Source organism: Kribbella sandramycini (genome assembly GCF_013131805.1).
Classification (GTDB): domain Bacteria; phylum Actinomycetota; class Actinomycetes; order Propionibacteriales; family Kribbellaceae; genus Kribbella; species Kribbella sandramycini.
Map to the genome: position 1 here is coordinate 786,816 of NZ_JABJRC010000002.1, position 12,875 is coordinate 799,690.

General features: G+C 68.6%; 11 protein-coding genes. 6 read left to right on the forward strand and 5 right to left on the reverse strand.

Annotation, left to right across the window (positions count from 1 at the left end; all coding sequences use genetic code 11):
• Positions 1-20 precede the first annotated feature (20 nt).
• The 4 genes from HPO96_RS11045 to HPO96_RS11060 all read left to right on the forward strand — a co-directional run bounded on the left by HPO96_RS11045 (position 21) and on the right by HPO96_RS11060 (position 3,894).
• Positions 21-1,229 (forward strand): riboflavin synthase, encoded by a 1,209-nt coding sequence (locus tag HPO96_RS11045; protein ID WP_171673257.1) that lies wholly within the window; start codon positions 21-23, stop codon positions 1,227-1,229.
• Complete coding sequence (locus HPO96_RS11050) at positions 1,229-1,921, forward strand: class I SAM-dependent methyltransferase (RefSeq protein ID WP_171673258.1); 693 nt, start codon at positions 1,229-1,231, stop codon at positions 1,919-1,921. Before HPO96_RS11045 ends, HPO96_RS11050 begins: the two co-directional genes overlap by 1 nt.
• Positions 1,918-2,517 carry a LysE family translocator gene (locus HPO96_RS11055; RefSeq protein ID WP_171673259.1) on the forward strand — a complete coding sequence of 200 codons (600 nt, stop codon included), beginning with the start codon at positions 1,918-1,920 and terminating at the stop codon, positions 2,515-2,517. The genes HPO96_RS11050 and HPO96_RS11055 overlap by 4 nt, the downstream gene beginning before the upstream one ends.
• 66 nt (positions 2,518-2,583) lie before the next feature.
• Positions 2,584-3,894, forward strand: coding sequence for an MFS transporter (locus HPO96_RS11060; RefSeq protein ID WP_171673260.1), 1,311 nt, complete (start codon positions 2,584-2,586; stop codon positions 3,892-3,894).
• Here the strand turns inward: HPO96_RS11060 and HPO96_RS11065 are convergent, their stop codons facing one another.
• Positions 3,895-6,525 (reverse strand): GH92 family glycosyl hydrolase, encoded by a 2,631-nt coding sequence (locus tag HPO96_RS11065; protein ID WP_171673261.1) that lies wholly within the window; start codon positions 6,523-6,525, stop codon positions 3,895-3,897.
• Positions 6,526-6,655: 130 nt separating this feature from the next.
• Between HPO96_RS11065 and ppk2 the strand changes: the two genes are divergently transcribed.
• Entirely contained in the window at positions 6,656-7,564 is a 909-nt protein-coding gene (gene ppk2, locus HPO96_RS11070) for a polyphosphate kinase 2 (RefSeq protein ID WP_171673262.1), read from the forward strand.
• Here ppk2 and HPO96_RS11075 read toward each other — a convergent pair.
• The 4 genes from HPO96_RS11075 to HPO96_RS11090 form a co-directional block, all read right to left on the reverse strand.
• On the reverse strand, positions 7,561-9,003 hold the full coding sequence (locus HPO96_RS11075; RefSeq protein WP_171673263.1) for a sensor histidine kinase: 1,443 nt from the start codon (positions 9,001-9,003) through the stop codon (positions 7,561-7,563). The two genes, ppk2 and HPO96_RS11075, sit on opposite strands and share 4 nt — an antisense overlap.
• Positions 9,003-9,704 carry a response regulator transcription factor gene (locus tag HPO96_RS11080; RefSeq protein WP_171673264.1) on the reverse strand — a complete coding sequence of 234 codons (702 nt, stop codon included), beginning with the start codon at positions 9,702-9,704 and terminating at the stop codon, positions 9,003-9,005. Before HPO96_RS11080 ends, HPO96_RS11075 begins: the two co-directional genes overlap by 1 nt.
• A 77-nt stretch (positions 9,705-9,781) precedes the next feature.
• On the reverse strand, positions 9,782-10,315 hold the full coding sequence (locus tag HPO96_RS11085; protein WP_171673265.1) for a hypothetical protein: 534 nt from the start codon (positions 10,313-10,315) through the stop codon (positions 9,782-9,784).
• A gap of 63 nt (positions 10,316-10,378) precedes the next feature.
• Positions 10,379-10,864: a DUF456 family protein gene (locus HPO96_RS11090; RefSeq protein WP_171673266.1), complete on the reverse strand. Its 486-nt coding sequence runs from the start codon at positions 10,862-10,864 to the stop codon at positions 10,379-10,381.
• A gap of 42 nt (positions 10,865-10,906) precedes the next feature.
• Here HPO96_RS11090 and HPO96_RS11095 point away from each other — a divergent pair, with 42 nt between their 5' ends.
• Positions 10,907-12,847 (forward strand): glycogen debranching N-terminal domain-containing protein, encoded by a 1,941-nt coding sequence (locus tag HPO96_RS11095; protein WP_171673267.1) that lies wholly within the window; start codon positions 10,907-10,909, stop codon positions 12,845-12,847.
• The last annotated feature ends 28 nt before the right edge of the window (positions 12,848-12,875 follow it).

Below are 12,875 nucleotides of genomic sequence, written 5' to 3' on the forward strand. Positions count from 1 at the left end.
TTCACCAGAGGTAGGAGCGCATGTTCACGGGAAGAATTGAGCAGACAGCGGTCGTCCGCGAGGTCGGCGCCGGATTCCTGCGGATCGCCGCCGGCCCGGAGGCCGACGTGTCCGCAGGCAGTTCGGTGGCTCTGGACGGGGTCCGGCTCACGGTCTCGTCGGTTGCGGCAGGGGAGTTGGTTGCCGCCGTGACCGACGAGACCAGGCGGCGGACGACGCTCGATCGGGTCGAGGCCGGCCGGCCGGTGCATCTGGAGCTGCCGCTGGCAGTAGGCGATCGAATCGACGGGCACCTGGTCCAGGGGCACGTCGACGGGGTCGGGAAAGTCCTGCGGGTCGCTGACGAGCCGTCCGGACGACGGCTCTGGGTGAAGCCGGGGGAGCGGTTGCTGACCCGGTTGGTGGCCAAGTCGTCAGTGGCCCTGAACGGCGTCAGTCTCACGGTGGCCGAGGTGCTGAAGGACCGGTTCTCGGTGGTGCTGGTGCCGCACACGCTGCAGCGGACGAACCTCGGCGACCTGGTGGCCGGCGATCGCGTGAATCTCGAGACCGACCTGCTCACCAGGATGGCGCGTGACGGGCACGGGCCCGATCTGTTGAAGGCGATCGCCCGCTTGCCGTGGTCCGGTCAGCTGAGCGGGCCGGACGGCGTCCAGAAGGTCGTCGCGCAGCTCGCCGCCGGCGGTGGCGTGGTGGTCTGGGATCCGACGCTGGAGGGTGAGGGGGATGTCGTCTTCGCGGCCGAACGATTCCGCCCGCAGTCGATGATTTTCCTGCTGACACAGGTGTTTGGGCACACGACGATTCCCTGTGCTGCGGAGGTTCTGGAGCGGCTGGAGATTCCCCGGATGCCCGGCGACGGTGATCGGCAGGGGACGTTGATGCACGTCTCGATCGATCTCGCGTCGTCCTCCGGCACCGGGGTAAGTGCCGCGGAGCGCGCCGCGACGATCCGGCGGCTGGCCGCGGCGGACGCCGTACCGAGTGACTTCCTGCGGCCCGGTCACGTCTTCCCACTCGCGGCGCGCCCGGGGCTGCTCAGCACGCGAAAGGGGCACACCGAGGCAACGGTCGCGCTCTGCGAGGCAGCTGGGCTGGCGCCGGTGGGTGTCTGCTGCGAGGTGATGCGACCGGACGGTGTGATGGCGGATTCCGCCGACCTGGAGCAGTTCGCGCTGCGCTGGGAGCTGCCGATGATCGACGTCCACGACCTCGCCCGGTGGCTGTGATGCAGGGCGCAGAGTTGTACGACGACCCCGAGTTCCTGGCCGGCTATCAGGAGTTGCGGCGGGCCAAGCTCGGTCTGAACGACGAGTTGGAGATCCCGGCGCTGGCCGCGCTGCTGCCGGCGGCGTCCGGGCTGCGCGTGCTCGACCTCGGTTGCGGCGAGGGCGGCCTCGCACGCCGGCTCGCGGACGACGGCGCGTCCGACGTCCTGGCCGTCGACGCTTCGGCGTCCATGCTGGCCAATGCCGTCCGGCATCCCCGCGTTCGCTACTTGCGGGCCGATCTGGCCTGCCTCGACCTGCAGGAGGAGTTCGACCTCGTCGTCAGCAGTCTCGCGTTGCACTACGTCGCCGACTTCGACGGCTTGGTCGCGCGGATCGCCCGCCGGCTGACCCCCGGCGGCAGCTTCGTATTCTCCGTCGAGCACCCGGTTATCACGGCCCCGCACAGCGCCGGCGGTTTCGACAGCTACGCCGATGAGGGCCCACGGCAACGAACCTGGTTCGCCACCGACGTCCTCAAACACCACCGAACCATCGCCACCATCCTCACCACCCTCCGGCGCCACGGCTTCTCCCTGACCGCGGTCGCCGAACCCCAGCCCACGCCCGCGCAGGCCCGCCAATACCCCCACCTGGCGATCCATCGCGACCGCCCACCCCTGCTCCTGGTCGCCGCCGAGGCCCGCCGATGAGCCTGCTCGCGCCGATCGGATTTGGCCTCGCCGTCCTCCCGCTCTGCCTGACCCCCGGGGTCAGCTTCACCCTCGTCACCGACCGGGTCCTCGGCGTCGGCGTCCGCGCGGGCCTGGCCGTCATCGTCGGCACCTGCGCCGGGCTGCTCACCCACGCGCTCCTCGCCGCCGCCGGTCTGTCGGCCCTCGTCATGAGCTCGACCGTGGCCTTCCAGGCCGTGAAGCTCCTCGGCGCGATCTACCTGATCGTGATCGGAATCCGTACCCTCCGCTCCACCCGCAGCGCCGCACCCGAGCCCGCACGCCGCAACCCGTTCCTACAGGGCTACCTGGGCAACGTCCTCAACCCGAAGGCCGCGGCCGTTCACCTCACGCTCGCCCCGCAATTCCTCGACACCGGCCGTCCGCTGTTTCCGCAGCTCATGGTGCTGTCGATCGCGCACGTGCTGGTGGCCGGCGCCTGGCTGGTGACCTGGACAACCGTCGTCCACCGCACCCGCCGGACTTTCCGCACCAACACCCTCCGGACAGCCACCTCCCGGGTGGCCGGGCTGGTCCTGATCGGCCTGGGGGTCCGTACGGTGGTGATGAACTAGCGGGGCATTCCGCTGGGTGAAACGTTTTGTCAGCACATGGCTACGGAGCGGAGTAGCGTGCGGGCGATGACCGCTACTCCTGTCAAGGCTCCGCCCGGCGCCACTCGCAGGCGGTACCTGATCCTGGGGCTCGCCTTCGTCGGGCTGTCGCTGAACTACCTGGACCGGGCCAATCTGAGTGTCGCGCTGCCGTTCATCCAGGAGGATCTGAACCTGGATCTGTCGAACGCGGAGAAGGGCCTGATCCTCGGCGCGTTCTTCTGGGCGTACGACGGCGCGATGCTGGCCGCGGGCTGGATGGCGGACAAGTACGGCTCGCGCAAGGCGTTCACGTTCGCGGCGCTGTGGTGGAGCCTGGTGACGGCGCTGACGCCGTTGGCGCGCGGGTTCTGGTCGTTGTTCGCGTTCCGGTTCGCGCTCGGGGCGGGGGAGGCGCCGGCGTACCCGAGTGCTACCAAGGCGGCGTCGCGCTGGTTCCCGCGGCACGAGCGGGCGTTCGCGACCGCGGTGATCGACTCCGGCTCGCGGGTCGGGACGGTGTTGTCGCTGCCGGTGGTGACAGCGCTGATCGCGCTGGTGAGCTGGCACTTCTCGTTCGTCGTCCTGGGCGTGATCGGCATCATGTGGGCCGGCGTCTGGTACTGGTACTACCGGGATCCGCGCGATCACAAAGGCGCGAACGACGCCGAGCGCGAGTACATCGCGGCGAACGGCGCGCGGCTGGAGGAGACCGACGACGCGGCCGCGGCCCAGATTCGGTGGCGGGATCTGTTCCGCTATCGCACCGTCCGCGGCATGATGCTCGGCTTCTTCTGCCTGAACTTCGTCATCTACTTCTTCCTGACCTGGTTCCCGTCGTACCTGAAGGACGCCCGGCAACTCGACCTGGCCCAGCTCGGCACGCTCGGCACCCTGCCGGGGATCACAGCGATCGCCGGCGGCTGGATCGCCGGGATCGTCGCCGACCGGCGGATCCGGGCCGGCGCCGATGTGACGCGGGTGCGGAAGACCGTGATGGTCGGCGGCCTGCTCGGCGGGGCCGCGATCGTGTTCGCGGCCCCGGCCAAGTCGGTGTACGTCGCGCTGCTGTTCCTGGCGATCTCTTACGCCAGCCTGGCGATTGCGGCCACCGGGATCTGGTCACTGCCGGGCGACGTCGCTCCGAGCTCGCATCACGTTGCCTCGATCGGCGGCATCCAGAACTTCGCCTCGAATATCGCCGGCATCATCAGCCCGTTCGTCTTCGGTCTCCTCCTCGATCTGTACGACGGCTCCTACTTGCCGTCGTTCCTGGTCGCGGGCGGCGTCGCGGTGGTCGGTGCGCTCACCTACGCGTTCGTGGTCGGCAAAGCGGAGCCGCTGCCAGTTCTGGACTGACTAGCCGATGGTCCAGCGCTGCGCTGCGCTGCCGTTGCAGTGGTAGAGCTGGAGCTGGACGCCAGGTGTCGTGCTGCTGCTGGGTACGTCGAGGCACTTACCCGATGCCGGGTTGACCAGGGCGCCACCTGGCCGTGGCCACCACTGCTGTGCGCCGGTGCCGTTGCAGGCGTACAGCTGGATCTTCGCGCCGTCGGCCCTACTGCTCGCCTTGATGTCCATACAGCCGCCCCGAGCCCGTAGCGTGCCGTCTGATGCCAGAGTCCACTGCTGATGGATGGTGCTGTTGCAGCCCCACAGCCGGATGCTGGCACCGAGGTCCGGGGCACCGCCGTCCACGTCGAGGCACAGGTTGCTCAGTCCGGTGATCGGGGTGGTCTGCGGCGCGGCCGGGCCGACGTCGAAGGACGGCGGCCGGTCCGCCTGCTGGCTTCCCCAGCTGGTGTTGGGGGTGTTGCCGAGGACGAAGTCGAGAGTGCCTCCGGTTGCGACGAACTCCTCGGACAGCCAGGACTTCTGCGTGGTCTGACCGTTCACCTTGAGGCTCTGCACATACCGCGCGCTGTCCGACGCACCGGGAGCGTTGATGGTGATCGTCTTGCCGTTGCCCGGGTCGATCGTCACGCTCGGGAACTGCGGGCTGGCCAGCACGAGCTCCGAGCGCCCCGGCACCTGCGGGTACATACCCAGCGCTGCCCAGACCGCCCAGGCCGACGTCTGCCCCAGGTCGTCATTACCCGGCAGACCGTCCTTGGAGTTGCGGTAGAGCTGGAGGAGCGCGCGCCTGACCACGTCCTGCGTGCGATGCGGAGCGCCGGCATAACCGTAGATCCAGGGCACGTTGGCGGAGACCTGGTTGCCGAGGTAGGCGAACTCCGATCTCTCCTGGTCGTTCAGCTTGGTGAAGAACCGGTCCAGCTTGCCGACGACGGCCCCGTCGCCGCCGCGCGCATCGAACAGGCCGCGGAGGTTGTGCGGCACCATCCAGGTGTACTGGTGCCCGCTGCCCTCGGTGTAATGGGGAATCGTGTCCAATGGGTCGAAGGCCGGGAATGTGGTGTCGCGGTTGCGGCCGACCAGGAACTTCGAGCCGGATTCGAAGACGTTGCGCCAGCTGGAGCTCTTGCGGAGGTACTTCTCGGCCTCACCGGTCTGCCCGAGCCGGCCGGCGAGCTGCGCGATGGCGAAGTCCGAGATCGCGTACTCGGCCGTCACCGATGCGCCTCCGAACCACTCCGGCAGCACCGGCGGTTTGACGTCGTTCGGCACGTAGCCGATGGAGTCATACGCCTCGAACCCGAACCGCTGCCCGGAGTGCCGGGTTCCGGCCACCGCGCGGGTGAGACCGTCGGACGCGTTGAATCCGGTGACTCCGAAGGCGTAGAACGTGGAGAGGATGACCGGGATCGGGTCGCCGACCATGATGCCGCTGCCGCGGTTCGCGACGGTCCAGCGATCGTAGTAGCCGGCCTGGGCAGCTTGGTTCACTGCGGACTGCGCGATATCGGCGGCGTACTCCGGTGCGATCAGCGCGAGGAGCGGTGCCTGGGACCGGAAGACGTCCCAGCCGGAGAAGTTCGCGTGCTGCACATGCCCGCTCGGTGCGGTGTGGATCTGGTCGTCGAACCCGCGGTACCGGCCGTCGGCGTCGCTGAAGACGTTCGGGTGCAGTAACGAGTGGTACAGGGCCGTGTAGAAGATCGCCAGCTGGTCGGGGGTGCCGCCGGTGACGCTGATCCGGCCGAGCAACTGGTTCCATGCGGCGCGGGTATCCGTCCGAACTGTGTCGAAGTCCTTCGAGGCGGTTTCGGCCGTGATGTTCGCCTTGGCGCCGTCCACGCCGACGTACGAGACGGCCACCTTCGCCACCACAGTGCGGCTGGTGGTCGTGTCGAAGGAGACGACTGCCTTGCTGCCGTTGTTGACTGTTGTGGCGGTCTTGAAGGGTCGATCGAAGACCGCGTGGAAGTGGACCCGGTACGTCCAGTTGCCGATACCGCAGAACGGTCCGGCGTCGGCGTACCCGGAGATGGTGTTGCTGCCGAGCTGTACCGATGCGCCCCGGACCACTTCGCCTCCGGCAGCGTTGATGGACAGAGAGGCGGTCTGACCTTCCGGATAGGTGAACCGGCCGATCCCCGACCGGGTGGTCGTGGTCAGCTCGGTCCGTACGCCGCTGTTGGTCGTGACCGCGTAGGTGCCCGGCGAGGCCGACTCGGTGCTGCGCACGAGCTTCGTGGTTGCCGGGGCGGTGCTGCCGGTGAACGGCAGGAACGGCATGTTGAGGTACTGCTCGCACCCGGCGCCTGACATGCGGGTCAGGCTGAATCCGTCGATATCGTCGCGGCCGGGGTCGTAGCTGCCGCCCGGTGGCCGACCCTCGATGGTGTCCGGGCTCCACTGCAGCATCCCGAACGGCGCGACCGCGCCGGGGTAGGTGTTCCCGAACGTGTAGGGGACGCCGTCGTCCCGCGCCTGGGCGCCGGTACCGATGAAAGTATTGACGTAGCGCGCCGGATCCACGATCGCGGCCGGCGCCTGGCCGGCTGCGGTCGCCGGATTGTCCTGGCCGGCGGTGAGGCTGACAGCGACGAGTACGAGGCCGACGAGCAGCTGGTCTATGCGCTTCATACTTCATGGGAGCAGCCATCCGGCAGCGTCGCCACCACCTTGTCGTCCTGGTCGAAGCCGTCGGGTCGAGTGTCCGGTATTGGTCAGGTTGTTCACCTGGAAGTCATGCGGAGGGCCGAACGTAGGGACCATGAGCACTCCGGATCTCGTGCAAGAGCTTGGCTTCCGCGTCGTGGACGAAGAGGACGACGACCCGGTCCTGCTGCGGGCCGACGGGACGCCGGTGGACACGTGGCGGGAGGGGTATCCGTACGGCGAGCGGCTGGCGCGTGAGGTTTACGACCGGGACAAGCGCCTGCTGCAGATCGAGCTGCTCAAGCTGCAGTACTGGGTGAAGCGGTCCCAGCAGAAGGTCGTGATCGTCTTCGAGGGGCGGGACGCGGCCGGCAAGGGCGGCACGATCAAGCGCTTCATGGAGCACCTGAACCCGCGCGGCGCCCGGATCGTCGCGCTGGAGAAGCCGACCCAGCGCGAGCAGACGCAGTGGTACTTCCAGCGGTACGTCGAGCACCTGCCGGCCGCGGGGGAGATGGTGCTGTTCGACCGCTCCTGGTACAACCGCGCCTGCGTCGAGCGGGTGATGGGCTTCTGCACCCAGGAGGAGTACGAGGAGTTCATGCGCCAGGCGCCCGAGTTCGAGCGGATGCTGGTCCGCTCGGGGATTCTGCTGGTGAAGCTCTGGTTCTCGGTGTCGCAGTCCGAGCAGCAGACCCGCTTCACGATCCGCCAGATCGACCCGGTCCGGCAGTGGAAGCTCTCGCCGACCGACCTCGCCTCGCTCGACAAGTGGTCCGACTACACCGAGGCCAAGGAGGCGATGTTCCACTACACCGACACGCCGCACGCGCCGTGGACCGTCGTCAAGAGCAACGACAAGAAGCGCGCCCGCCTGGAGGCCATGCGGCATGTGCTCAGCCTGTACGAGTACACCAACAAGGATCACGAGCTCGTCGGCCGTCCGGACCCGAAGATCCTCGGCCCGGCGGCGCAGGTCCTGGAGCACGGCGAGTCCGCGACGCGGGTGTTCCCGGTCCTCTAGCCCGGCAGGGGGAGCGTGACCGTGAAGGTCGCGCCGTGTGGGGTGGTGTCGGTGATGGTGACCCGGCCGCCGTGGGCGGCGACCAGCGCAGCGACGATGGACAGGCCGAGACCGGATCCGCCGGCGCCGGCCGCGCCGCGGGTGCGGGCAGAGTCGGCGCGGTAGAACCGCTCGAACACGCGGGCCTTCTGCTCGGCGGTCAGCCCGGGGCCGGAGTCCTGGACTTCGAGGACGGCTTCGCGGCCTCGGGTGCCGACGGAGACGAGGATCGGCGCGTCGGCGGGCGTGTGGTGCAGCGCGTTGCTGATCAGGTTTCCGAGCACCTGGCGGAGACGGGCCTCGTCTCCTTGGACGACGGGCGCTTCGGAGCCGGGCAGGATCTTCAGCGAGATGCTGCGGTCCGGCTGGACCGCCTGAGCGTTGTGCAGAGCGTCAGCGGCGATCGGGAGCAGATCGACGGTCTCCAGGCGCAGCGGGCGCTGTTGGTCCAGCCGGGCCAGCAACAGGAGGTCGTCGACGAGCAGCCCCATCCGCTTGGCCTCGTCCTCGATCCGCCGCATCACGTCAGGCTCGACCTCGCCGCCGCGTTGCCGGCTCAGCTCGGCGAACCCGCGGATCGACGTCAACGGCGTCCGGAGCTCGTGGGAGGCGTCGGCGACGAACCGGCGCATCCGGTCTTCGGACTGGCGTGCGGCGAGCTCCGACGCGCTGCGCTGAGCGAAGGCGTTCTCGATCTGGCCGAGCATCTGATTGAGCGCCAGCGACAACCGGCCCACCTCGGTACGCGGGTCCCGCTCTGGCACCCGGCGTCCGAGCTGGCCGCCCGCGATCGCCACCGCGGTGTGCTCCACGTCCTCCAGGCCGCGCAGGCTGCGGCGGACGACGTACGTCCCGACGCCGGCCAGCAGCACCAGCAAGATCACCCCCGCCGCCGCTTGCACCCCTACCAACCGCTGCACCGTCCGATTCACGTCATGCAAGTTCTGCGCGACCATGATGGTGGTGTTGTTGTTACGCGGCACCGCCAGGACCCGCCAGGTGTCGCCACCGGACGTTGCCGACACGTTGAACGGCTCGCCGCGCAACGCCAGCACTTGGTCGTAGGTCAGCGACGGGAGCTGCGGCTTCGACTCGCCTTCACGCAGGGGCGCTTGGAAACCTCGTCCTGGGGTGCCGTCGGCGTTGAACACCTGCGCAACGAACAGGCTCGGCAGGCCGGCGGCACCGGGTGGCGGGCCTTCGAAGCGCCTCATCCCGGGGCCGGAGCGAGCCAGCTGGGCGAGTTGGGTGTCGACCTTGTCGACGAGGTAGCCGCGCATGATGGTGGTGGAGAGGACGCCGGAGCCGACGAGCGCGAGCGCCACGAGCGTCAGGAGGATGACGACGATGGTGACGCGGAGCGGGTAGCGGTCGGTGAAGCGGCGATGGGTGGGGTGCATCAGCTGGGTCCTCGGGGGGTGCGCAGGACATAGCCGACTCCGCGGACGGTGTGGAGCAGCTTCTGGTCGCCGGTGTCGACCTTACGGCGCAGGTAGGACATGTAGGACTCGACCACACCGGCGTCCCCGGCGAAGTCGTAGTTCCAGACCGCCGAGAGGATCTGGCTCTTCGACATGACGCGCTCGGCGTTCTCGAGCAGACAGCGCAGCAGTTTGAACTCGGTCAGCGAGAGCTGCACCGCCCGGCCGGACTTGAAGACCTCGTAACTGTCCTCGTTGAGCTCCAGATCCGCGTACCGGAGTACGGCGGTCTCGGGCGTGGCATGCTCGCGGTGCCCGGAGCGACGCAACAGGGCGCGGACGCGGGCGACGAGCTCGTCCAGGCTGAACGGCTTGGTGACGTAGTCGTCGCCGCCGGTCTGCAGGCCGAGCACCTTGTCCTCGACGGCGTCGCGCGCGGTGAGGAACAGCACCGGCACGTGCCGGTCCTCACCGCGCAGCCGCCGAACGACCTCGAAACCGTCCAGGCCCGGCATCATCACGTCCAGCACGACCAGGTCGGGCTGCACCTCGCGCGCCTTGCGCAAGGCCTCGGTGCCGTGGCTCGCCGTGGAGACGTCGTACCCGGCGAAACGCAGACTCGCGGACAGCAGCTCGACGATGTTCGGCTCGTCGTCGACCACCAGCAGATGCGGGCTCATGTCTCCCAGTGTGCTGCCGGGACCCGTGGGAAACCTGGAAGCTTCCTGGCAATCAGCTGTGAGTCGCCGGGGAACGGTCAGCGCGGACCGCGCTGCCAACCCCACTTCTCGCCGGCGGCCTTGCGGGCGGCGCCGTCGTTGACCCGCACAGCGGTGGCCTTGCCGTCGGCGACGACTGCCGCGACATTGACCGTGCTGCCGGTCTTGACGCTGGCGATACCGTCACGCGCGGAGTTGACCAGCGTCTCGGCGTTGAGCGTGTACGTGCGGCTGTACCCGTCCTCGCTCTTCACCGTGAGGGAGTCCTTGCTGACCGCTGTCACCTCCCCGCGCTGGGTCGCGACGGTCTGGTAGCCGCCGCCCTCCTTCGGGACGACGAACTCGCCGTGCAGCGCGCCGCCGAACTGGCCGGGGTGGCCGAACCCGCGGCCGGGGCCCTTGCCGGGCTCGCCTGGGTTGGCCGGAGCGGAGGGGGAGGCGGACGGGGACGGTGTCGGGTCGGCGTTGGTGGCTGCCCAGGCAACACCGCCCGCAGTGGTGGTTACGGCGACGGCAGCGATGGTGCCTGCGATCCGCCAGCTCTTGTCGGACATCTTCTGGAACAGTGCCATGTCCGACAGCTTCGCCCGCCGGGCTGAGACGAGGCTCCCGTGCGCCTGAGAAATTCCTGGCAATCAGACCAGGAAAATCACAGCGAACAGCCAGACCGCCGCCGCCAGCGACGTACCGATGAACTCGATCAGAATGGACACGCCGGTCGCGCGCAGTGCGTGTTTGGTCGAGGCCCAGGCCTCCGCGTGCGTCTTGAGCCGCTGCCGCTCGGAGACGTACACACCGACCGGGAAGCCGACGAACATGCCGACGACCGGGATCAGGAAGAAGCCGACGATACCGAGCAGGACGCCGATGAACATCGACCGTCTGGGGACGCCGGACTCGCGCAGCCGGCGCTCGGGGACGGTGTACTTCACCACCTGACTCGCGGCGATCAGCGCTGCCGCCACCGCGAACACGATCCACCCTGTGGTGCTCTGTTCGACGATGGCCCAGACCAGAATCGCCGCCAGACTCAGGATGGCGCCGGGCAGTACCGGGATCACGATGCCCAGGATGCCGACGAAGATGGCCACACCGACGAGGAGTGTCGCAGCAGTGTTCACACGGACACTCTGCCGTAAAGAGGCGGCCTTTAGGGTGGAAGTATGACCCAGCTACACGAAATGGTCACTGCACTCGCCGCGCCCTGGGTGGTCCTGTCACCACGTTCGGGGCAGCTGACCGGCTCCGGAGTGGAGGGCGTGTACGCACGCGACCGGCGGATCCTGTCCCGGCTGACCGTCACGGTGGACGGTCAGGAGCCGACTCCGCTGCAGGCGGACGAACGCAGCGCGTCCAGCCACGAGTACGTTGCGGTGGTGCCCGGCGGGCTGCTGTACCGGCGCCGCGACGTGCACCGGGACGGTCTGACCGAGCGGATCACTCTGGTCAACAACTCGCGCGACGCCCGCGAGTACCGGCTGGAGGTTGCCGTAGGCACCGATCTGGCCAGTATCGTCGAGGTCCGCAACGGTACGGCGGAAGCCCTGCCGGAGCTGGACAGCTGGGAGCGGTCCGGCACCAGCGTGACCGTTGACGTGGATCCGGGCCTGGTCAGCACACCGCGGCTGGAGCCGGGGGAGCGGCACACCGTGACCGTCACTGTGGCCATGGACTTCGCGGAATCCGTGTCCGGGTTCGACATCAACCCACCAGTGAACACTTTTCTGTACACCGCAAGTGTTCACTGTAGTGATCACCGGGTTGAACGCTGGTTCGAGCAGTCCTTGGCCGACGTCCAGGCCCTGCAGCTCGCGGTTGGCACCGACCGGTACCTCGGCGCGGGCCCGCCGTGGTACCTGACCCTGTTCGGTCGCGACTCGCTCATTTCGGCCGGCATGCTGATTCCGGTCGATCCGGAGCTTGCTGCGGGCACACTGCGGATTCTGGCTCAGTGGCAGGGTACAGCGGTCGATTCCGACACTGCTGAGCAGCCCGGCAAGATCCCGCACGAGTTGCGTGCGGAAGCCGCCGAACATGGTGCTGACTTCGTGCTGCCGCCGGTGTACTACGGCACCCACGATGCAACCCAGCTGTGGATCATGACGCTGCACAAGGCGTGGCGCTGGGGGATGCCGTCCGACCAGGTCCGAGACCTGCTCCCCAACCTGAAGCGGGCGCTGGAGTGGCTGCGCGACTACGCAGACCCGGACGGCGACGGCTTCCTCGAGTACATCGACGAGTCCGGCCACGGCCTGGCCAACCAAGGCTGGAAGGACTCCGACGACTCCGTCCAGTGGCCGAACGGCGACATCGCCATCGCGCCGATCGCTCTGTGCGAGGTCCAGGGCTATGCGTACGCCGCTGCCGTCCAAGGCGCCGAGCTACTGGAGGCCTACGGCGAATCGGGTGACGAGTGGCGCGCCTGGGCCGCAGCCCTCCAAGAGCGCTTCCGCGCCGCCTTCTGGGTCGACGGCTACCCAGCCATCGCCCTGGACGGCCAGAAGAACGCAGTCCGCGGCCGCGCCTCCAACATGGGTCACCTCCTCGGCACAGGCCTCCTGGACGCCGACGAAGAGCAACGCGTCGCCGAAGTCCTCGCAGCCCCCGACCTGAACAGCGGCTTCGGTCTCCGCACCCTCTCCACCACCATGTCCCGCTTCAACCCCATCGGCTACCACACCGGCAGCATCTGGCCCCACGACACCGCCATGACCATCCAGGGCCTCTATGCCACCGGCCACCACGCCATCGCCTCGACCTACGTCGAAGGTCTCCTCCGCGCCGCCGAGTCCTTCACCTACCGCCTCCCCGAGCTCTACGCCGGCCGCGGCGCCACCGAAGAAACCCACCCCTCGCCCTACCCCGGCTCCTGCCGCCCCCAAGCCTGGGCCGCCGCCTCCGCCATCGCCGTCCTGGTCGCCGCCCTCGGCATCCACCCCGACACCCCCGGCAACACCCTCCTCCTCACCCCACCCCCAGCCCTACCCTGGCCAACCCTCACCCTCAACCTGACCCTCGCCGCCCACCCCCTAACCCTCAACTGGACCTCCGGCAAAACAACGGTGCTGGAGGCCCCGAACCACCTCCAGCACCGCATCACCTGACTACCGTGGATCGCCGTCTCGCGGCCGA